This is a genomic window from Variovorax sp. RKNM96, from assembly GCF_017161115.1.
GTDB lineage: Bacteria > Pseudomonadota > Gammaproteobacteria > Burkholderiales > Burkholderiaceae_C > Variovorax.
In genome coordinates, this window is record NZ_CP046508.1 from 4,928,677 (window position 1) to 4,949,418 (window position 20,742).

22 protein-coding genes are annotated in these 20,742 nt (G+C 67.5%); 8 read left to right on the forward strand and 14 right to left on the reverse strand.

All coding sequences use genetic code 11. The features are described from left to right. Positions 1–20 precede the first annotated feature (20 nt). Together GNX71_RS22870 and GNX71_RS22875 are read right to left on the reverse strand one after the other, a co-directional pair. Positions 21–929: a DUF808 domain-containing protein gene (locus tag GNX71_RS22870; RefSeq protein ID WP_042581684.1), complete on the reverse strand. Its 909-nt coding sequence runs from the start codon at positions 927–929 to the stop codon at positions 21–23. Between the two features lie 77 nt (positions 930–1,006). After that, a complete protein-coding gene (locus GNX71_RS22875; protein ID WP_206174543.1) occupies positions 1,007–1,525 on the reverse strand; it encodes a GNAT family N-acetyltransferase in 519 nt (172 codons plus the stop codon). An 86-nt stretch (positions 1,526–1,611) separates the two neighbouring features. Between GNX71_RS22875 and GNX71_RS22880 the strand changes: the two genes are divergently transcribed. The 3 genes from GNX71_RS22880 to GNX71_RS22890 are packed head-to-tail and all read left to right on the forward strand — an operon-like array spanning position 1,612 to position 2,353. Further along, entirely contained in the window at positions 1,612–1,761 is a 150-nt protein-coding gene (locus tag GNX71_RS22880) for a hypothetical protein (protein ID WP_013542593.1), read from the forward strand. Further along, on the forward strand, positions 1,758–2,069 hold the full coding sequence (locus GNX71_RS22885; protein ID WP_206174544.1) for a VF530 family protein: 312 nt from the start codon (positions 1,758–1,760) through the stop codon (positions 2,067–2,069). Before GNX71_RS22880 ends, GNX71_RS22885 begins: the two co-directional genes overlap by 4 nt. Then, on the forward strand, positions 2,066–2,353 hold the full coding sequence (locus tag GNX71_RS22890) for a 2Fe-2S iron-sulfur cluster-binding protein (protein ID WP_206174545.1): 288 nt from the start codon (positions 2,066–2,068) through the stop codon (positions 2,351–2,353). Before GNX71_RS22885 ends, GNX71_RS22890 begins: the two co-directional genes overlap by 4 nt. On the opposite strand, the gene GNX71_RS22895 is transcribed toward GNX71_RS22890, so the two are convergent. After that, positions 2,350–3,636, reverse strand: coding sequence for an MFS transporter (locus GNX71_RS22895; RefSeq protein WP_277401804.1), 1,287 nt, complete (start codon positions 3,634–3,636; stop codon positions 2,350–2,352). The genes GNX71_RS22890 and GNX71_RS22895 overlap by 4 nt on opposite strands. Before the next feature lie 91 nt (positions 3,637–3,727). Here GNX71_RS22895 and GNX71_RS22900 point away from each other — a divergent pair, with 91 nt between their 5' ends. After that, complete coding sequence (locus tag GNX71_RS22900) at positions 3,728–4,390, forward strand: RluA family pseudouridine synthase (RefSeq protein WP_206174546.1); 663 nt, start codon at positions 3,728–3,730, stop codon at positions 4,388–4,390. Here the strand turns inward: GNX71_RS22900 and GNX71_RS22905 are convergent. The 5 genes from GNX71_RS22905 to egtB form a co-directional block, all read right to left on the reverse strand. Beyond that, the gene (locus GNX71_RS22905; RefSeq protein WP_013542598.1) at positions 4,377–4,817 is read right to left on the reverse strand and encodes a universal stress protein; all 441 of its coding nucleotides are present in this window, start codon (positions 4,815–4,817) and stop codon (positions 4,377–4,379) included. The two genes, GNX71_RS22900 and GNX71_RS22905, sit on opposite strands and share 14 nt — an antisense overlap. A gap of 127 nt (positions 4,818–4,944) precedes the next feature. After that, positions 4,945–5,700, reverse strand: coding sequence for a 2OG-Fe dioxygenase family protein (locus GNX71_RS22910; protein WP_206174547.1), 756 nt, complete (start codon positions 5,698–5,700; stop codon positions 4,945–4,947). Next, a complete protein-coding gene (locus tag GNX71_RS22915) occupies positions 5,697–5,978 on the reverse strand; it encodes a DUF427 domain-containing protein (RefSeq protein WP_042581675.1) in 282 nt (93 codons plus the stop codon). The genes GNX71_RS22910 and GNX71_RS22915 overlap by 4 nt, the downstream gene beginning before the upstream one ends. A gap of 762 nt (positions 5,979–6,740) precedes the next feature. Then, positions 6,741–7,637, reverse strand: a complete 897-nt coding sequence (egtD, locus tag GNX71_RS22920; protein ID WP_241027342.1) for an L-histidine N(alpha)-methyltransferase — start codon at positions 7,635–7,637, stop codon at positions 6,741–6,743. A 104-nt stretch (positions 7,638–7,741) separates the two neighbouring features. Beyond that, positions 7,742–9,004, reverse strand: coding sequence for an ergothioneine biosynthesis protein EgtB (gene egtB, locus GNX71_RS22925; RefSeq protein WP_206174549.1), 1,263 nt, complete (start codon positions 9,002–9,004; stop codon positions 7,742–7,744). 155 nt (positions 9,005–9,159) lie between these two features. Between egtB and GNX71_RS22930 the strand changes: the two genes are divergently transcribed. Then, a complete protein-coding gene (locus GNX71_RS22930; RefSeq protein WP_206174550.1) occupies positions 9,160–10,506 on the forward strand; it encodes an NAD(P)/FAD-dependent oxidoreductase in 1,347 nt (448 codons plus the stop codon). 16 nt (positions 10,507–10,522) lie between these two features. Then, positions 10,523–10,774, forward strand: a complete 252-nt coding sequence (locus tag GNX71_RS22935; protein ID WP_206174551.1) for a hypothetical protein — start codon at positions 10,523–10,525, stop codon at positions 10,772–10,774. An 18-nt stretch (positions 10,775–10,792) separates the two neighbouring features. On the opposite strand, the gene GNX71_RS22940 is transcribed toward GNX71_RS22935, so the two are convergent. Next, positions 10,793–12,724, reverse strand: coding sequence for a PhoX family phosphatase (locus GNX71_RS22940; protein WP_206174552.1), 1,932 nt, complete (start codon positions 12,722–12,724; stop codon positions 10,793–10,795). A 142-nt stretch (positions 12,725–12,866) separates the two neighbouring features. Here GNX71_RS22940 and GNX71_RS22945 point away from each other — a divergent pair, with 142 nt between their 5' ends. Next, on the forward strand, positions 12,867–13,355 hold the full coding sequence (locus GNX71_RS22945; protein WP_206174553.1) for a VirK family protein: 489 nt from the start codon (positions 12,867–12,869) through the stop codon (positions 13,353–13,355). Positions 13,356–13,424: 69 nt separating this feature from the next. On the opposite strand, the gene GNX71_RS22950 is transcribed toward GNX71_RS22945, so the two are convergent. From GNX71_RS22950 to GNX71_RS22970, 5 genes are all read right to left on the reverse strand, one after another. Continuing rightward, a complete protein-coding gene (locus GNX71_RS22950) occupies positions 13,425–13,952 on the reverse strand; it encodes a thermonuclease family protein (RefSeq protein ID WP_206174554.1) in 528 nt (175 codons plus the stop codon). A gap of 135 nt (positions 13,953–14,087) precedes the next feature. Continuing rightward, entirely contained in the window at positions 14,088–16,574 is a 2,487-nt protein-coding gene (fhuE, locus tag GNX71_RS22955) for a ferric-rhodotorulic acid/ferric-coprogen receptor FhuE (RefSeq protein ID WP_206174555.1), read from the reverse strand. Between the two features lie 70 nt (positions 16,575–16,644). Further along, entirely contained in the window at positions 16,645–17,694 is a 1,050-nt protein-coding gene (locus GNX71_RS22960; protein ID WP_206174556.1) for a FecR domain-containing protein, read from the reverse strand. After that, positions 17,691–18,194: a sigma-70 family RNA polymerase sigma factor gene (locus GNX71_RS22965; protein WP_101489504.1), complete on the reverse strand. Its 504-nt coding sequence runs from the start codon at positions 18,192–18,194 to the stop codon at positions 17,691–17,693. The genes GNX71_RS22960 and GNX71_RS22965 overlap by 4 nt, the downstream gene beginning before the upstream one ends. Before the next feature lie 102 nt (positions 18,195–18,296). Next, on the reverse strand, positions 18,297–19,994 hold the full coding sequence (locus GNX71_RS22970; protein WP_206174557.1) for a long-chain fatty acid--CoA ligase: 1,698 nt from the start codon (positions 19,992–19,994) through the stop codon (positions 18,297–18,299). Between the two features lie 191 nt (positions 19,995–20,185). Between GNX71_RS22970 and GNX71_RS22975 the strand changes: the two genes are divergently transcribed. Further along, positions 20,186–20,734, forward strand: a complete 549-nt coding sequence (locus GNX71_RS22975; RefSeq protein WP_206174558.1) for a CHRD domain-containing protein — start codon at positions 20,186–20,188, stop codon at positions 20,732–20,734. Positions 20,735–20,742 lie beyond the last annotated feature (8 nt).

Below are 20,742 nucleotides of genomic sequence, written 5' to 3' on the forward strand. Positions count from 1 at the left end.
GTGCGCTTGCCGCGGCGGGCTCAGCCCTTCTTGCCGCGCAGCTTGCCGACAAGCTCCACCACCGCCAGCACGATCGCGCCGGCAACAAGACCCACGACGGCGTTCACGCCCATCGATCCCAGCGTGCCGAACACGCCGCCCGTGGCCTTGGCCCAGTCTTCGACCGCATGGCCGAACGCGGGCACGCCGTGCACCAGGATGCCGCCGCCCACGAGGAACATGGCGGCCGTGCCGGCCACCGACAGCGCCTTCATGAGCCAGGGCGCCGTGGCCAGGATGCCGCGGCCGAGAGCCCGCGCGGCGGCGCTCGTGCGCTGGCTCAGGTAAAGGCCCGCGTCATCGAGCTTCACGATGCCGGCCACGAGGCCATACACGCCGATGGTCATGATCAGCGCGATGCCGACCAGCACGCTCAGCTGCGTCGTGAACGGCTGGCCCTGCACGGTGCCGAGCGTGATCGCAATGATTTCGGCCGAGAGGATGAAGTCGGTGCGCACCGCGCCCTTGATCTTGTCCTTCTCGATCGCCACCACGTCCACCGCCTCGTCGGCCACGGCTTTCTCGTGGCGTTGGGTGTCGGCTTCGTGTTCCTTCTTGTGCAGGAACTTGTGCGCGAGCTTCTCGGCGCCTTCGAAGCAGAGAAACGCACCGCCGATCATCAGGAGCGGCGTCACCAGCCAGGGCAGCCAGGTGCCGATGGCCAGCGCCGCAGGCACCAGGATCGCCTTGTTGATGAACGAGCCCTTGCAGACCGCCCAGACCACAGGGATCTCGCGCTCGGCCCTGACGCCGGAGACCTGCTGCGCATTGAGCGCAAGGTCGTCGCCGAGCACGCCGGCCGTCTTCTTGGCGGCGACTTTGGTGAGGATCGACACGTCATCGAGGACGGTCGCGATGTCGTCGAGCAGCAGGAGCAGGCTGGTGGCCATGGAAGTTGGTCAGTCTGAAAAAGGAAGCGGCGAGCTTATCCGTAGCGGCTGCACGCACGCGCAATAACCGTACGAGGTCAGGAAACGCTGCGCTTGAGGCGAATTTCCTCGATGCGGACGGTGCCCAGCAGCGTGGTCTTGGCCGTCTTCATCTCGCGCTTGAAGCCGGCGAGTTCGTGGAAACGCATGGCGCGGTCGTTGCGAATGGGCACCCAGATGGTGACCGTGGTGCAGCCCTCTTCCTCGAGGCCTTCACGCGCCGCGTCCCAGAGGGCGACGCCCACGCCCTTGCCCCAGTGCTCGGGCTTGACGTAGATGGCCCAGATCTCGCCCGTGGTGGACGGCGTCTTGGGGTCGCGCGAGCGATCGAAGCCGACGAAACCGACGATTTCGTTGCCGAGCGTGACCACCTGCACCTGCGGCTCGCTGAATTCGATGGCTTCGCGCCACTTGGCTTCGCGGGTGGCCGGGGCCAGCGTGCGCAGCTCTTCTTCGGGGAGGATGCCTTCGTAGGCGGCCTTGGCGGCCAGGGCATGGACTTCGGCGACGGCCTTGGCGTCGCGCATCGTGGCGGGGCGAACTTCGTAATCGGACATGAATGCAGGGAAATCAATGGAACCGGCTATTGTCGCCGCACCGCTAAACTGCCCGGTGCATCCGTAGCATCAACTGGAGAAAAGTCATGGCAAAGAGTCAGCAACGCAGCACCAAGGAAGCCAAGAAACCGAAGAAGGACACCTCGCCGCCCAAGCCCGTAGGCACCGGCGGCATCGAGCCGGTCCGCACGATCACCACCGCGGTGATTCCGCGCGGCAAGCTCAAGAACAAGTGACCGACGAGGCACCGGCCGGGGCTCCACCAGCCCCGGCTCCTGCAGCAAAGCCGGCCCAGCCCCGCAACCCGCTGCACGGGCTCACGCTGGAGGCCATCGTCACCTCGCTGGCCGACTGGTACGGCTGGGAACACCTCGGCGAGCTCGTTCCCATCCGCTGTTTCCAGATCGACCCGAGCGTGGGCTCCAGCCTCAAGTTCCTGCGCAAGACGCCCTGGGCGCGCGAGAAGGTCGAGAGCCTCTATCTCTTCATGCTGCGCGAACAGCGCCGCGAGCAGCAGCAACAACAACAGCCACCCCGGGAATGAAGGTCCGACTCGAGCCCTCGGGCCTCGACTTCGAGACCGAACCGGGCACCACGCTCCTGAAGGCCGCCGAGGCGGCCGGCATCGAACTGCCGAGTTCCTGCAGAAACGGCACCTGCCGCACCTGCATCTGCCGGCTGGTGTCGGGCCATGTGCGGCACATCATCGAATGGCCCGGCCTGAGCATCGACGAGAAGGACGAAGGCTGGATCCTGCCCTGCGTGGCGGAGGCGCTGGACGACCTTGCGCTCGACGCGCCGAGAGCGTTTTCGGTTTTCCAGGACTAGGAGGCCGGACCGACCGGCTTGGCGCCGGCAGGCACCGCGACCACGAGTCGATCACGTTGCGCCAGCGACGGGAACAGCTTGAACCACGTCAGCGCCACCAGCATCGTTCCCACGCCGCCCACCACCACCGACCCCACGGGCCCGAGCAGCGCCGCCGTGGCGCCCGATTCGAATTCGCCGAGCTGGTTGCTCGCGCCGATGAAGATCGAATTGACCGCGCTCACCCGCCCGCGCATGGCATCGGGCGTCTCCAGCTGCACCAGCGTCTGGCGGATCACCACGTTGACCATGTCCGCCCCGCCCGACACCGCGAGCGCGATCAGCGAGACGACGAAGCTCTTGGAGATGCCGAACACCACCATGCAAAGGCCAAAGAGCCCGATGGCCAGCAGCAGCGTGCGCCCCACGTGCCGCTCGACCGGACGCCGCGTGAGCGCGATCGACATCACCAGCGCCCCGACAGCGGGCGCACCGCGCAGCAGCCCGAGCCCCCAGGGACCCGTGTGCAGGATGTCCTTCGCATAGATCGGCAGCAGCGCCACCGCACCGCCCAGCAGCACCGCGAACAAATCGAGCGAAACGGCACCGAGCACAGGCTTGCGCTTCCAGATGAAGTCGACGCCCGCGAACACCGTGGACAGCGTGACCGGCTCGCGCGCGGCCGGCGTGTAGGCATAGCGCAGCCGCAGCACCAGCACGCAGGCGACGGCAAAGAACGCCACGCTCGCGCCGTACACCACCGACATGCCCGCCACGAACAGCAGCCCGCCGAGGGCCGGGCCGCCGATGATCGCGCCCTGCATGCCGGCCGAACTGAACGCCATGGCCCGCGCGAGCATCGAGGGTGGCACCAAGAGGGGCGTGAGCGCCTGCTGCGCCGGCATCTGGAAGGCGCGCACCGCGCCCAGCACCAGCGAAAGCCCCAGCAGCAGGCCGCGCGTGTCGTGCTTCTCAAGCACGGCCAAGAGCAGCACCAGCCCCACCAGTCCCTGCACCGCGAAACAGGCCGCGACGATGCGACCGCGGTGGTGGCGGTCGACGATGTGGCCGGCCAGCAGCGCCAGCAAGAGTGCGGGAACGAACTGGTAGAGCCCGACGAGGCCCAGGTCCCAGGCGCTGCTGGTGAGCTCGTACATGTGCCAGCCGATGGCCACCAGCAGCATCTGCGAGGCCGCGGTGCCGAAGAGCCGCGCCGTCCACATGTGCATGAAGGGGCGCTCGCGCGTCAGGTCGGAAAAACTGGGCTGGGGGGAGGAAGCGGAGGCGGGAGCGGGGCCGGACATTGTGCGTCGAGGATAGCCGAGGCGCCGTGAGCCGCCCGTTAGCAAGGCGCAATGCCCTGCCTTGCGCGCTCTCTCTACACTCGCTTGCTTCATGACCGCGCCGCTGCTGCACCCCATCCACGAAGACGCCCACCTGCTGGTGCTCGAGAAGCCCCCGGGCCTGCTCTGCGTGCCCGGCCGCGGCGACGACAAGCAGGACTGCCTGAGCGCCCGCGCGATGCGCCAATGGCCCGATGCGCTGATCGTGCACCGGCTCGACATGGCCACCAGCGGCCTCGTGGTGATGGCGCGCAGCCTCGAGATGCAGCGCGCGTTGAGCGCGGCCTTTGCCGACCGGCAGGTGCACAAGCGCTACGAAGCCATCGTCGATGGCGCGATGCCCGTGCGCGAAGACTGGTCGGTCATCGATGCGCCGCTGATGGCCGACTGGCCGCGCAGGCCCCTGCAGAAGACCGACCCCGCGGGCAAACCCAGCCTCACGCGCTGGCGTGCGCTGGCGTCATCGGTGCAGGGAGGCTTCAGCGCGACCCATGTGCTGCTGGAGCCGGAGACCGGTCGCTCGCACCAGTTGCGCGTGCACCTGCTGTCGATCGGTCATCCGATCCTCGGCGATGCGCTGTATGGCGATGCCGTGGTGCAGGCGCGTGCAGCGCGCCTGATGCTGCATGCGAGTGAACTGGCCTTCGTGCACCCGGCGACGCAGCAAGCCCTTCGCTTCGAAAGCAAATCGGGTTTTTCGCTCAGCCGCCCTTGACCACGAGCACCGGCATGGTCGCGTCCTGCAGCACGCGCTGCGTGACGCTGCCCAGCAGCAGTTTCTCGATGCCGCTGCGGCCATGCGAGCCCATCACGATCAGGTCGGCCGCGATGGCGATGGCCGTGTCGACGATGCCTTCGTGCACCACGTGGCCGTCGATCACGCGCTGGTCGCTGTGCAGGCCTTCGGCCGCGAGTGCCGCAACGCCGCGTGCCAAGGCCGCATTCGCGCTCGCGGTGGCGGCGGCCAGGTATTCGTTCTGGCCGAGCGCATAGTCCGCGCCCACGCCGATGAAGGGGTAGTTGTCGATCACGTGAATCAACGTGATGCGGCTCCCGAAAGCCAGTGCGAGGCCACTGGCCTTGCTGACGGCGAGCATGGAAGTTTCAGAACCGTCGATGGGAACCAGGATGTGATTGAACATGGCGGACCTCGCTTTCGTTCGCAGACAGACACGGCTCGAAGTCGAGCCGGGTCCCGAATTTAACCGCTACACCGGTAGGTGGCTGTAGGACTCGTGCCAGCGGCACCCAAAGTACCGCCTGCGAGCGTCAATCGCCTTGGAAACCCTGCGATCGGCAAGTGATCACGAGCGTATCGCGCCAGCCCGCGCCACCCTCCTCGAGCGGCTGGATCGGCGTGGATTCGTGAATGACGCGTGCATCGTCGAGCACGAGCAGCGTCCACGGCTCGGTCATGGTGAAGCGCTCGCCGCGCCGGCCGTTGGCCTCGAACACGCGCGTCTCGCCGCCCTTGATGCCTTGACGACCGACCAACGCGACGGCCACCAGGTCGACGCCGTCGCGGTGCGCGCCTTCGGGGGTCGGGCGGCCGATGCCGCCCGCGGTGTCGATGCGGAACTGATGCGCCTCGACAAACCATTTCTGCGGCGCACCGCGCATGTCGCTCGCTGCAGTGCCCAGACGCTGCAGCAGGCGCTGCCAGACCGGCTGCACGATGGTCTCGGCGAGCATCGGCGCGAACCAGCGCTGCATGCCGCCGTGCAGCGCGTTGTATTCGACCGGCTGCCAGTGCGCGCGGTGCGGCACCTGCTGCAGCGTGGCGTTGTCATCGGCCTCGACGGTGAAGCAGGCGTGGCGCCGCGTGCGGTAGCGACCGCCGTCCTTGAGGTACTCGTCGGGTGGAAGATCGTTCCAGTCCGCGTGCAGGGCCTCCAGTTGCGCGAGCGGTGCGCCCAGCCAGTCGCTGACACCCTTCGGGCTCAGCACCGCGTAGCCCTGTTCGCGCAGGGCGGCGGGCAGTTCAGCTGGGTCGATGAAGGGGGGCGTGAAGGCGGCCGTGGTCACGCGCTGACCTTCACGTCCTTCCAGAACGCAACGCGGTCGCGAATTTCCTCGGCTTCGGGCTTTGGGTCGGCGTAGTACCAGGCGGCGTCGGTGTTGAGCTCGCCGTTGACCAGCAGCGAGTAGTAGCTCGCGGTGCCCTTCCAGGGGCAGGTGGTCTTGTGGTTGCTGAAGGTGACGTGATCGCGGTTGAGCGAACTCATCGGGAAATAGTGGTTGCCTTCGACGAGCACGGTGTCGTCGCTTTCGGCGATGGTGACGCCGTTCCAGGTTGCTTTCATTTGTCTTGGTCTCCAGAGGGAGGGGTGGCGGGGGCGCTGTCCGTTGCGCTGCCGCACGGGGCTTGGGTATTGTGCCGTTGCTTGGTACGGCCGCTTTTGCGTTGGCTGTATGAACCCTATTTGGATGTTTGCTTTCCGAGGCCGGGTCTCGGCCCGGCGGCCGACCTACTTTTCTTTGCTTCGCCAAAGAAAAGTAGGCAAAAGAAAGGCGACCCTGCTGTCTGCGTCCCTCCGCTTCGCTGCGGGCAACCTGCGGTGCTCACGTTTCGCGGGGTCTCGCCCAAACTCGCTTCGCTCAAACAAGGGCGAGCCCTGATCCGCGAAACGCTCCGCTCCTCGGCGCATACAGAAGGGATTTGGGGACCAGCAGGCCATCGCTGCGCTCGGCGGCCCAATGCTTTACGGGCCTTTGCTTCGCTCGGCCACGGTGCCCTCACCCCAGCCCTCTCCCAAAGGGAGAGGGAGCCAATCCAGACCGAGCGAAGCAAAGGCCCGATTGCGGGCCGAGCAAAGCAATGGCCCGTTCGTCTCCCCCTCCCCTCTGGCTGCGCCGAGGAGCGCAGCGTTTCGCGGATCAGGGCTCGCAGCTGTTTGAGCGAAGCGAGTTCTGCGAGACCCCGCGAAACGCGAGCACCGCAGGTTGCCCGTAGCGCAGCGAAGGGTCGCAGACAGTGGGGTCGCCTTTTCTTTGGCTACTTTCTTTTGGCGAAGCAAAAGAAAGTAGCTCGCCCGCCGGGGCGAGACCCGGCCTCGGAAAGCAATCTAGGCAGCCAGCCAGTGAACGCTAAAGAGCTTCTCCGGATCCGTCCAAACCGCCCCCGGTCGAAACCCGGCACGAACAGCCAACGCACGAAGCCCATCCACAGTGAACTTGTGCGAATACTCCGTATGAATGGTCTCCCCTTCCTCAAACCCAAACCGTTCCCCATTCAAAGAAACGCTCTGAGCCCGCCGACTAACAAGGTGCATCTCAATCCGCTGCCGAGGCGCGTTATAGAACGCCGCATGCGCAAACCCATCCAGATCGAAATCAGCATCCAACTCCGCATTCGCACGACGAAGCAAGTTCAGATTGAACTCCGCAGTCACCCCTTGCGCATCGTTGTAAGCCGCATGCAACCGCTCCGGCGCCTTCACCAGATCAACGCCAATCAAGAGCCCCCCGCCCCGCAACATCCGCGCCGCCAGCTGCAGAAAAGCCAGCGCCTCATCAGGCTCGAAATTGCCGATCGTCGACCCCGGGAAAAATCCGACGCGGCGACCGGAACCAGCCAAAGGTGCAGGCAGCACCAGCGGCATCGTGTAATCCGCAGCAATGGGCTGCACCACAAGCGCCGGATAGTCCGCCTTCAACCTCTCCGCAGCCGCCTCGAGGTGCTCCCCCGAGATGTCGATCGGCAGATAGCGCTTGGGCGTCTCGAGCGCATCGAGCAGCAAACGCACCTTCGTGAGCGATCCCGCCCCGAACTCCACGATCTCCGCATTCGACCCGATCTGCTCGGCGATCTCGCCCGCACATTCGCCGAGGATGCGCAGCTCGGTGCGCGTCGGGTAGTACTCGGGCAGCTCGCAGATGCGGTCGAACAACTGCGAGCCCGCTGCGTCGTAAAAAAACTTGGGCGAGATGCTGCGCGGCGTACGCGCCAGGCCCGCCTGCATCTCCCGCCCGAATTCGGACAGCGGCACGACGGCCGCCGGCGAACGGGACGTCTTCGAGGCAACGAACGAAGAGAGCGACGAAGAAGAAGTTGGATTGCGCATGATCAAAGGTCTTTCGCGAGCCGCAGCCCCGAGAACTGCCAGCGCGCGGCCGGCGGAAAGAAGTTGCGATAGCTGGGCCGCGAGTGCCCGGCTGGCGTGGCCACGCTGCCACCACGCAACACCAGTTGCCCCACCATGAACTTACCGTTGTATTCGGCCGCGATGCCGGGCATCGGGCGAAAGCCGGGATACGGGTCATACGACGAACGCGTCCACTGCCAGACATGGCCGGCCATCTGCGTGATGCCGGGCGCGTCGAACGCGGCCTCCCATTCGAACTCGGTCGGCAGCCGGGCGCCGGCCCATTCGGCATACGCAGCGGCTTCATAAAAACTCAACTGCGACACCGGCGCATCGGCCTCCATCGGCCGCACGCCGTGCAGCCCGAACACATGCCATTCGGCAGCAGTGCCTTGCTGCTGCGTTCCGAGATTCAGGCGTGGATCGTCGGCTGCGAGCCAGTACGCCGGATGGCGCCAGCCATTCGCCTGCACCGCGGCCCATCCATCAGACAGCCACAGCTCCGCACGCTGATACCCGCCATCGGCAATGAACTGCGCATAGTCGCCGCAGTTCACCAGCCGGTCGGCAATCGCATATGGCTGCAGCAGCGCCTTGTGGCGCGGCGTCTCGTTGTCGAAGGAGAAGTCCTGCCCCGCATGTCCCACTTCTGCGATGCCGCCGTGCTGCGATATCCAGCGCACCGCGGGCGGCACGGCGGCCAGCCGCAACGCGGGCCCGCTCGCCGGCTTGTACGCAGGCAACAGCGGGTTGCACGAGAGCGCATGCAGGATGTCGGTGAGCAGCAGCTCCTGGTGCTGCTGCTCGTGGTTCAACCCGAGCGTGACGATCGGCTCGATGGCGGCCCAGTCCTGCTCGTCGACGCCACCTTCAAGCAGCGCGAGCACCGCCTCGTCCACATGCCGCCGGTACGCATGCACCTCGTCCACCGAAGGCCGCGTGAGCAGCCCGCGCTGCGGGCGCGGATGACGCGGCCCGAGCGCCTCGTAGTAGGAATTGAAGAGGTAATGGAACCGCGTGTCGAAAGGCTGGTAGCCCTGTGCATGCGGCTGCAGCAGCACGGTCTCGAAGAACCACGTCGTGTGCGCGAGATGCCACTTCGTCGGGCTCGCATCGGGCATCGACTGGATGCACTGGTCTTCGGCGGAAAGCGGGGCGGCAAGTGCCAGGCTCGTGGCGCGCACTTCGCGGAACCTGTCGCGCAACGTGCTCGCCGCCTGTGTGATCGGCCGGGAAAGCGTCATGGGGTCTCCAGTCGGGTCAGCCGCAAGTTTTAGCCCATTCGAGTCGGAGCAGTCCGTAGGACAAAACGCCGCTGGGCCGCCGCCAAGAATTCGACGGGCAGCCACTGTGGCACAAGATGACGGGGCGTGCAGGACGGCTGCGTATCATCCGTTCGATGCAAACGAACACTCCCCCGGGCAGGCCCAAAGTCGTCATCGTCGGCTGCGGATTCGGCGGACTCGAGGCCGCCCGCAAGCTGCAGCGCGCCGACGTCGATGTCACCGTGATCGACAAGACCAACCACCACCTGTTCCAGCCCCTGCTCTACCAGGTGGCGACCGCCGGGCTCGCAGCGCCTTCCATCGCGGCGCCGGTGCGCGCGCTGTTTCGCAAGCAACCGAATATCACCACGCTGCTCGGCGAAGTGAGCGCCATCGATCCCGCCGGCCGCACGGTGCAGCTGGCCAGCGGCACCAGCGTGCCCTACGACCACCTGATCGTCGCCGCCGGCGCCACGCACAGCTACTTCGGCCACGACGAATGGGCGCCGGTCGCGCCGGGCCTGAAGACGCTGGCCGATGCCTTCGAGATCCGACGCCGCGTGCTGCTGTCGTTCGAGACCGCCGAGACCACCACCGACCCCGCGCTTCGCCGCGCCCTGCTCACCTTCGTGGTGATCGGCGCCGGCCCGACCGGCGTCGAGATGGCCGGCACGCTGGCCGAAATCGCCAAGCACACGCTCTCGGGCGAGTTCCGCCACATCGACCCCAGCAGTTCGCAGGTGTTGCTGGTCGAAGGCGGCCCGCGCGTGCTGCAGGCCATGCCTGAGTCGCTGAGCCAGAAGGCCCTTGAGCAGTTGGAAAAGCTCGGCGTCGAAGTCCGGCTGAATGCGCGCGTCACCGCTATCGACAGCACCGGGCTCGAAGTGCAGACCGGTGGCGGTGCGGACGGCGCACCGGTCGCGAGCTACCGAATCGATAGCAGCTGCGTGGTCTGGGCCGCGGGCGTCGCGGCTTCGCCGCTGGGCCGCATGCTCGGAACTGCCACCGGCGTCGAATGCGACCGCGCGGGCCGCATCAAGGTCGAGCCCGACCTGAGCCTCGCGGGCCATCCCGAAATCAGCGTGGTGGGCGACCTCGCGGCCGCCATGAGCCATGCGCCCGGCAAGCCGCCGAAACCGGTGCCCGGCGTTTCGCCCGGCGCCAAGCAGATGGGCCGCGCCGCGGCGTCGAACATCCTGCGCCGCATCGCCGGCCAGCCGACCGCGCCGTTCCGCTATGCGGACTACGGCAACCTCGCGACCATCGGCCGCAACTCGGCGGTGGTGGACCTGGGCACGCCCTTCGGCCCGCTGCGCTTCAGCGGCCGGCTCGCGTGGCTGTTCTGGCTGTTCGCGCACGCGTACTTCCTCATCGGCTTTCGCAACCGCATCGTCGTGATGATGGATTGGGCCGGCGCGTACTGGAGCTTCCAGCGCAACGCACGCGTGGTGGCCGACGTCCAAGGGAAGAGCGAATCCTGAACCAGGAGCCGAGGCCATGTTGTCGCTGATCTGGTGGATCGCCATTCATGCCGTCGAAGCACTCTTCCTTCTCTGGGTGCTGCGCTGGGGCGGCGCGGAGCGGATCGAGGGCACATGGGCCTCGGGTTTCATCAGCGGCTTCGCGCCGCGCTGGAACGCCGAGGGGTTGCGCATGGCGGCGCTGATCCTGCTGGTGTTCTGCGCGATCACCTTCGTGGTGGGCCTGTTCATGCCCTCGCTGCGTTGCTGGAGCAGCGGCGCCTGTTGAGCGCCGCCGCTTCCGGCATCAGGTCCCGATCACGCCGCCGTCGTTCTTCGTGATGACCACGGTGGCCGAGCGCGGGCGCCCTGCGCCGTCAGGCCATTTCGACACCGCGAGCGGACGATCCGGGTCGCTCCGCTCGTTGGCCGGCTCGCCCGGGTGCTGGATGTTGATGAAGAGCGTGCGCAAATCCGGCGTGGCCGTGAGGCCCGTGATCTCGCAGCCGGCCGGGCCGACCAGGAAGCGGCGGATCTCGCCCTTCGTCGGGTCGCAGGCCAGCATCTGGTTGTTCGGCAGGTTGCTGTAGTCGCCCTTGCCGAGCGTGGAGGTCGACACGTCGGTCTCGATCCACAGCACGCCACGCGCGTCGACCATCAGGCCGTCGGGGCTGCCGAATGTGTCGCCCTTGATGTTGCCCTGCGCTTCGTAGCGCGACTGCTTCGGGTCGCCCGCGAGCACGAGGTGGTTCCACGCGAACTTGGTCGCGTCGAGGTCGCCGCTTTCCTTCCAGCGGATGATCTGGCCCATCGTGTTGTTCGAGCGTGGATTGGCCGCGTCCATGAAGGGCTGGCCCGGTGCGCCGCGGTTGCTGTTGTTGGTGAGCGTGCAGTAGACCTCCTTCGTCAGCGGATCGACGGTCGTCCACTCGGGGCGGTCCATCTTCGTGGCGCCCAGCAGGTCGCTCGCCTGGCGCGCCTTGATGAGCACGTCGCCCTGGCTCGCGAAGCCCTTGTCGGCCACGAGCCCGTTCTGGCCCTGCACGAGCGGCAGCCATTCGCCGGTGCCGTCCACGTCGAAGCGGCCGACGTACAGCGTGCCGTGGTCGAGCAGCTCGCGGTTGGCGGCCGCGCCGCCGGGCTGCACCTTGTCGCGGCTCACGAACTTGTAGATGTATTCGAAGCGCGAGTCCTCGCCCATGTAGACGACGGCGCGGCCGTCGTTGGTGAGCGCGGTGGCCGCGCCTTCGTGCGCGGCGCGGCCCATGGCGGTGCGCTTGCGCGGGGTCGAGCCGGGGTCCTGCGGATCGATCTCGACCACCCAGCCGTAGCGGTTCGATTCGTTCGGGTGCCTGGCCACGTCGAAGCGCTCTTCGTGCTCGTGCCAGCGGTACTTGGCGCCGTTGCCCTTGCGAATGCCCCAGCGCTTCTGGTGCGCGTCGGGGGTGTCGGTGCCTTCGAAGTAATCGGCGAAGTTCTCTTCGCAGGTGAGGTAGGTGCCCCACGGCGTCTGGCCGTTGGAGCAGTTGTTGTAAGTGCCCAGCACCTGCGTGCCGGTCGGGTCGCCCGCGGTGCGCAGCATCGGGTGGCCGGCGGCGGGGCCGGTGAGCGTCATCGGGGTGAGTGCGGTGATGCGGCGCGCGAAACGCGACGGCAGCACCTGCGACCACTTCGCGCCCTCGCGCTGCAGTTCGATGACCGACACGCCGTGCGCGTGCATCGACTTGCGCACCTTCTCGGGCGTCCAGGTCTTCATGCCGTCGGTGTGCAGCAGGCCGTCGTCGACGTATTCATGGTTCAGCACCAGGAGGCCGCGGTTCGAACCGTCGAGCGGAAAGAAGGCCATGCCGTCGTGGTGCATGCCGGCCTGCAGGGCCTGTTCGTCGGCGGTGTTGGAGCCGTCGGTCTTGAAGGCGGGCATGCGGCCCGCGATGCCGGTGGCGTCGCCCCAGCGGTAGATCACCTGTGCGCTGTAGCCCTCGGGCACGACGACGCGGTCGACGGCCGCCATCTGCACGCTCTTGAAGCCGATGGCACGGCCCAGCGTGCTCACCGACGAGCTGCTGCCCGTGGTGGCGCAACCGGCCAGCGTGCCGGCCGCGAGCGGCCCGAAAAGCCCCGCCACCGCCGCCGCGAGACCGCCGCGCACGAACACCCGGCGCTTCGGGTCGGACACGTCGTGGATCGTGGGGTTGGCGGAAGGGTTGGAGTCCTCCATCTGCTCGAAGTCTTTGGCCATTTCTCTGATCTCTTTGTGTGGGGTTGTGAGAACTTTCGATCGTGGCGTGAGCCCGTGAATCTCCCATGACAACGGGCACGCTTTTGGGTGACAGATTTTCGGAATCTAATTCCAATGACTGAATTGAAAAGGCATCGCTTTTTTGCAATTCTTCGATTCCTTTTCAAATCCGATCCGGACAATTCCAATGCCCCATTTCCTACGTAAATACGTAGTGGCGGCGGCCTGCATTGCCGCGCCATTTTTCGCCCACGCCCAGTCCATTCCGCTGGACGACGTGCCGGCCCTCGCGAAGGCGCTCATGCGCGGGCAGGCGGTGCGCACGAGCTTCGATGTGTCCAAGTGCAGGAACGACAATGCCGGCGAGCCGAGCCCGGCTGTGAGCGGGGGCCTGGTCATCGATCCGTTCAACATCCTGCCCAATGGAACGATCGCGTTCTCGAACACCCATTTCACGCTCGGCCTGGGCAACCAGCCAGTGAACGAGATCATCCGCTTCCGCGTGAACACCGACCGCTCGGTTCAATTGACGATCACGACGCTTTCGCTGCCCACCTACCAGCCATTGCGAAATATTGCATTGACCTGCGAAGTGGGGAGCAGCGTGAATTTCTTCGTCCAGCTGTTTTAGGCAATTCGTCGAACATCCGAATTCAATCCGGAAATCGCCCGCGACGAAATTCGGGCTCCGTATCCGGCCTTAGAAGAAGCCTTCACCCCAGTGCGATTCGCGCTGGCTCTTGCGCCAGTCCCACGGCGGCACCGGCTTCGCATCGGCCCAGAGCCCCAGGTGCCGCGAGCGGGCGCTGTCCTGCAGTTTGAAGAGCCCGCCGCCGCGTTTGGTCGCGATCTTGTTGTAGTCGTACACCCAGGCCCAGCCGTCGGAGACCATGCGGCTGCCGGCGTCCTCGCCGTTGCACGACACGTCGGCCACGGTGCGGCCGTAACGGTCGGTGTCGCGTTCGGTGATGACCGCCTTCTCGGCGTAGCAGAGGCGGCTCAACGCCTGCCGGCTGCGCTGGCCGTACGGCTGCTTTTTTTCAGGGGCGTCGATCGCGGCGATGCGCACCTTGACCTGTTCGTAGGCACCGATGCGGCCACAGCGCGCGGTGAGCGTGTCGCCGTCGGTCACGCCGACGATGAGGCAGTTGCGCGACGACGCGGCATGCGCCAGCGGCGGGATGGAAAGGCCGAGGAAAAGAAGCAGGAAGACCGGACGAAAGCGCATGCGGGAAGGAAAAGGAACGGAACACGGGGCGCCGATTCTCGGCGCGAAGTGCTCGTCCAGCCCTGCGGATGCATTTGTTTTCGTCTTTGCTGAAGGCGCTGGCGCAGCACCCCGCCTTTCGCCGCGTGTTCGCGGTCAGAACGCGTAGCTCAGCGTCGCCACCGCGTTGCGCGGCGTGCCGAAGTAGGCCTGCCCGTCGATGTTGCTGTAGTACTTCTTGTCGAAGAGGTTCTCGATGTTCAGCTGCAGCGCGAGCTTGGGCGTGAAGGCGTAGCGCGCCATCAGGCTCACGACCGCGCGCGAGCCCTGCTGGTAGCGCAGGTCGACGTCGCCCACGCTGTACGCGTAGTACGTGCGGTTCTGCCAGTTGACGCCGCCGCCCAGCGTGAGCCGGTGCCATTCGCCGGGCAGCCGGTAGGTGGTGAACAGCGTGGCCTGCGTGGTCGGCATGGTGGTGTTGATGCGGTCGCCGTTGCCTTCGCGGCCCAGCGTGCGCGCGATGCCTGCGCTCAGCTGCCAGCCCGGGGCCAGCTCGCCCGACACCTGCAGCTCGATGCCCTTGCTGGTCACGCCGCGCGCGCCGTAGTAGGCGCCTTCGGTCGAGTTGGGCACGAGCCTGGTGCCGTCGCGCTGCGCCACGTTTTCCTGCTCGGCACGGAACACGGCGATGGAGGTGTTGAGCTTGCCGTTCAGGTGCTCGCCCTTGAGGCCGATCTCGTAGCTCTTGCCGGTCACCGGGTCGAGGTACGAACCGGTGGCGTCGCGGTAGTTCTGCGGCTGGAAGATGTCGGTGTAGCTCGCGTACACCGAGTAGGTGTCGCCCAGGTCGTACACCAGGCCCGCGTAGGGCGTGAACACCTCGTGCTTGCGGGTGGTCGGGGCGTCGGCGGTCAGGCGCGTGGAGCGCCAGCTGTTCTGCCTGCCGCCCACGATGAGCTTGAGCGAATCGGCCAGCGACAGGCGCGCGGCACCGTAGTAGCCGGTCTGGCGCGTCTTGGTGATGCCCGAGACCTTCAGCGGGTCCCAGGCCGGCTCGGGGTACGACGAAGCGTTCCAGTCGTAGAAGTTGCCGGTGCTGGGCAACGGGCTGGTGCGCGGATGGTTGGCCTCCACGTAGCGCGACTGGCTGTTGGTGATGCCCACCACGAGTTCGTGCGTGCGGCCCAGCAGCGTGAAGGGGCCGGTGGCCTGCAGGTCGAGGCTGTTCTGGCGGAACTCATGCTCGAAGTAGCCGGGCAGCGAGCCCAGGCCGCGACCGGTGAGGCGGTCGAGGCCGCCGAAGAGGTACAGCAGCTTGGCGTTCTGCTGGCTGTCGCGGTGCGAGGCGTTGGCCTTGAGCTTCCAGCCGTTGTCGAACTGGTGCGTGAGGTTCGCGAAGGCGGTGGTGGTGGTCGTGTCCCAGTGGGTCCACGGCGTGCCGATGGTCTTGGAGCGGTCCCAGCGCGTGGCCGTGCCGTCGCTGAAGGTCAGCGGCAGGCCGCCCCAGGTCGACGACGTGGGCCGGGTGGCCTGCGACTCGATGCCCACGCTCAGCGTGGTGCTCGGCGAGAGGTCGGCATCGACCACGCCGTACAGCACATGCTTGCGCCCGTGGTACATGTCGATGAAGGAGTCGCGGTCTTCCGTCATGCCGATGATGCGGGCGCGCACGCGACCGTCCTTGGTGACCGGCGTCTGCAGGTCGACCGTGCCGCGGCGCAGGTTCCACGAGCCCAGCGCGAGCGACGCGTTGCCGGCGAACACCTTGCTGTCGGCGTGCTTGCGCACCAGGTTGACCGAGGCCGACGGGTTGCCCGCGCCGGTGAGCAGCCCGGTCGAGCCGCGCACGACCTCGATGCGGTCGTACAGCACCGGGTCGTTGGTGGAGGCGCCGAAGAAGTCGGTGGTGACCGTGGTCGGCACGCCGTCGTACTGGTAGTTGTCGATGTAGAAGCCGCGTGCGTACAGGTCGGTGCGGTCGCTGTCGGAGCTCACCGAGAACACACCGGGCACGCTCTGCATGGCCTGGCCGAGCGACAGCAGGTTCTGGTCGTCCATCTGCTGGCGCGTGATCACGGTGACCGACTGCGGCGTCTCGCGCGGCGAGAGCGCGAGCCCCATGGCCGCCGCCGTGGCGCGCGTGGTGTACGCGCCGGTGCCTTCGGTGGTGCCGCTGCGATCGGCGTCGGCCGTGACGGTGACAGGCGCGAGCGTGTCGGTGCCGACGGCTCCCGCGGCGGGAGCGCCGGCCTCGCGGCGGTTCAGCGTGTAGCTGCCGTCGGTGCGCGCGACCACCTGCAGGCCGCTGCCCGCGAGCAGGCGCTCGATGGCTTCGCGCGCGGTGTAACGGCCCGAAATCGCAGGGCTGCTGCGCCCCTGCGTCAGCGCGGGGTCGAACGACAGCGCGATGCCGTTGCCGGCCGCGAAGGTGGCGAGCGTACGGCCGAGCGGGCCGGCGGGAATGTCGTAGGCGCGGGATGCGGCGGCGTCGAGCGATGACGGCGATGGCGACGCCTGCGCGAAGGCCGGCCCTCCCGCGCCGGCCAGGCCGCCGAGGGCAAGCGCCATCAGGGCATGGCGAAGGACGGTGTTCAGGCGGCGCTCTGCGAACGGGCGCAAGGCGGACGGGCGGGATGCGGACATGGAGACAGGCCTTTCGGTTGGGCAGCGGTGAGTTCTTCACCCTCCTTGCCAGCCGAAACGAAAAAAAGTCTCACCCCCGGACCGAAATATTTTTCGAAGCGCCTGTCGCTTCTTCTGGTGCTGCTGCCGCACGCGGCACGAGCGTGACCCAGTAGCCGCGCAGGCGCGTCGCCGCGTCCACCGGATAGGTCGACACCAGCATGCGCAGCACGCCGTCGGTGTCGGCCAGCGGAAAGGCGCCCGAGATGCGCAGGTCGGCCACGGCCGCGTCGCAATGCAGCACGCCGGGGCGGTAGCGCGACAGCTCGGCGGCAAAGTCGGCCAGCCGCATGCCGTCGGCGAGCAGCATGCCCTGCGTCCAGGCCAGCACGGAGGCGTCCGCCGGGCTGACGTCTTCGATGCCGTCGGCCGTGAAGCGGGCCTGCTGCCCCGCCGGCAGCACGCGCGCGGCGGCGCGGTCGGGCGTGATGCACACCGCGCCTTCGAGCACGGCGATGCGGGTCGCGCCGCCCGCTTCCTTGCGCACGCCAAAGCGCGTGCCCAGCGCCTCCAGCGTGCCGCCGGCGCTGGCCACGCGGAACGGGCGGTGCACGCCGGCGGGGTCGGGCGCGGTGGCGATGAAGATCTCGCCCGCATGCAGCACGACGAGACGCTGCATGCCGTCGAAGTGCACATCGACCGCGCTGGCGGTGTCGAGCGTGAGGCGGCTGCCGTCGGCCAGCCGCAGTTCGCGGCGCTCGCCGGTGCCGGTGCGGTGCCCGGCCATCCAGCCGCGCTCGCCCGCCATCTCGACCGCCTGCCAGCCGAGCCAGCCGGCGGGCACGACCGCGAGCAGCGCGGCCAACCGGCCGAGGGTGGCGCGGCGGTTGTTCCCATTCCCGCGCGCGGGCCGCGCGAGCGAAGACATCGCCAGCGCGGGCGGCAGGCCGCCGAGCTTGTTCATCAGCAACTCGGCGCGCGCCCAGGCACGGGCGTGATCGGGATGGCTCTGGCGCCAGCGCTCGCAGGCGCGGCGGTCTTCGTCGGTGACGGCGCTGTCGTGCAGCCGCATCAGCCATTCGGCGGCCTCGTCGAGCACGCGCGGGGCGAGCGCCGATGTTTCGAACTTGAGCGCGCTCATTCCATGACCGCCAGGCACCCGCGGAAGCCCTGCTGCATGTACCGCTTGACCGTGACGAGCGACACGCCCAGCTCGCGCGCGATGTCCTCGTACTTCATGCCGTCGAGCTGCGACAGCAGGAAGGCCCGGCGCGCGAGCGGCTTGAGGGCGTCGAGCATGGCGTCGATCTCGTGCAGCGTCTGCAGGATCACCAGCCGCTGCTCGGGCGACGGCGCCTCGGGTTCGGGCATCACGGCCAGCGCCTCGAGGTAGGCACGCTCCAGCGCCTGGCGCTGGTACCAGTTCACGAGGATGTTCTTGGCCACGCTCGTGAGGTAGGCGCGCGGCTGCGCAATGACCTCCGGGTTGCGTGCCGTCAGCAGCCGCGCGAAGGTGTCCTGCGCCAGGTCGGCCGCGTCACACGAGTTGCCGAGCTTCTTGCGCAGCCACGACTGGAGCCAGCCGTGGTGGTCGCTGTAGAGGGTGTGGACTTGCTGGAAGGCGGCTTCGGCAGCGGACATGGCGGGCGGCACGGCGGAGGAAGCTCCGCTTACAAATAAGAACTATTCTCATTTTAAGCAAAAAGGCCGCACCCGGGCCCTGCCCGCCTCGCCTGCACGCGTTCAGGCCGCCGGCTGCTCGGCTTCCTGCAGCAACCGCCACATCACCTTGCCGCTGCCGCTCTTGGGCAACGTCTCCACGAACTGCACCTTGCGCGGGATCTTGTAGACCGCCATGTTCTCGCGGCACCAGTCGATGATCTGCTGCTCGGTCGTGTCCTTGTGCGTGGCGCGCAGCACCACCACCGCCTTGACCGATTCGCCGCGGTAGTCGTCCTTGGTCGAGATGACGCAGGCCTCCTGGATCGCGGGGTGGCGGAACATCAGCAGTTCGACTTCGGCGGGCCACACCTTGAAGCCGCTCGCATTGATCATGCGTTTGAGCCGATCGGTCATGAAGAAGTAGCCGTCCTCGTCCATGCGGCCCATGTCGCCCGAGCGGAAGAAGCGCTTGCCCTCGAACTCGACGAAGGCGGCCTTCGTCGCGTCGGGGCGCTTCCAGTAGCCCTGGAACACCTCGGGGCCGTGGATGATGATCTCGCCCGATTCGCCGATGGGCATTTCCACCAGCGTGTCGGGGTCGACCACGCGCGCATCGGTGCTCATGAACGGAATGCCCAGGCACTGCTGCTTGGGGTTTTCCGACGGGTTGGTGTGCGAAGGCGCGGCCGTCTCGGTGAGGCCGTAGCCTTCCTGGTACTTCAGGCCGTACTGCTCGAACAGCCGCTGCGCCACCGCCTGCGGCATCGCGGCGCCGCCGCCGCCGATGTGGGTGATGCTCGAGAGGTCGTAGCTCGCGAAGTTGGGGCTGGCCATGAGGTCGATGACCATGGTCGGGATGTTGGTCCAGCTCGTCACCTTCCAGCGCGAGATGAGCCGGCCGGCCACGTCGCGGTCCCAGCGCGGCATGATGACCAGCGTGGCCGCCGCGAGGATCGAGGTGTGCATCATGCTCACCACGCCGGTGATGTGGAACATGGGCACCACGGCCAGCACCACCGCTTCCGATGTCGCATGGCCCCAGAGCTGGCCCGACACCGCGTTGTGCATCAGGCTCGAATGGTGATGCACGCAGCCCTTGGGCAGGCCGGTGGTGCCGCTGGTGTAGGGCAGCAGCGCCATGTCGTTGGCGCCCACCACATGCGCGGGGGCTGGGCGGCCGGCTTCGAGCGCATCGGTCCACGCCATCACCTCGCCGCCGACAAGCGCGGGCAGCGGGTGGCGGGTGCCGAGCCAGGCGGTCCATGCGGGAGCGGGCGCGTCGTCGCCGGTGACGTCGGCATCGAAGGCGTCGGTGAACTGGGTGACGATGATGTGCGCGAGCCGCTGCTCGGCCGGCAGCGCATCGCTGGCCTTGGCCAGTTCGGCGGCGAGGTCGCCGGTGGTGAGCGCCACCTTGGCGTCGGGGTCGACGATGTAGTGCTTGAGCTCCTCGGCCCGGTTCATCGGATTGACCGGCACCACCACTGCATTGGCCCGCAGGATCGCGAAGTGCGCCACCACGAGCTGCGGGCAGTTCTGCATGTTCAGGATCACGCGGTCGCCGCGCTGCACGCCCAGCGCATGCAGCGTGCCGGCCAGCCGCTCGACCTGCTCGGCCAGCTCGCGGTAGCTCATCACGCGGCCGAAGAACACGAGGGCGGCCTTGTCGGGGTAGCGGGCGGCGGAGGTCGCGAGGTTGTGCCACAGCGACGTGGCGGGAACGGTGAGCGAATGCGGCAGGCGTTTGGGCCAGAACTTGTAATGCGGGCGTTGTTGCATGGTGAGAACAGGCGGGAGAAAAAATGCGGGGCAGGAAGGGCAAAGGCACGCCAGCCTAAGCCGCCCCGGCCGCGGCTCCCATCGGGGAAGCCCCCGGGGGCGTCACATTGGCGACGCCCTTTTTTCGTACGCGCCGGCATCGGCTATCGTGCAGCCCCGGGCCGTGGGCCCGCAGACCGGTCCCGCCTCGCATGCTCGAACTCGCAAGAAAAACACGCTGGCGACGCGCCCTGCTCCTGGGCGCCGCGCTGTCCGCCTCGGGCTGCGCCCTCGTCTCCAGGTTCGGCCCCCAGGACAGCCCGACGACATTGCCGCACACCCCGCCGGAGTGGGTGCCGATCGACTGCTGGCTCGGCACCGAGGACGTGGTGCCGCGCCACGCCGGCAAGGCCGGCGGCTCCATGTTCGGAACACTGACGCTGGCCACCGGCATCTTCAAATGGCGCGTGAATTACGCGCGCCTGAGCGGGCCGGCCACGCTCGCAGGCTTCTACGGCCCTGCCGCCAGGGGCCGCAACGGCCCGTTGGTGATCGAGCTGCCGCCGCAGAGCCAAGGCGTGCAGCACGGCACGGGCCCCGACGCCGGCTACGAACTCACCGGCACCAGCACGCTCACGCAGGCACAGGTGGCCGACCTCATGGCCGGCCTCTGGTACGTCAGCGTGTCGACCAGCGCCTGGCCGGCGGGCGAGGTGCGGGGACAGCTCAAGCGCAGCACTGCCGGCGTGCACGGCGGCTGACATCGCGT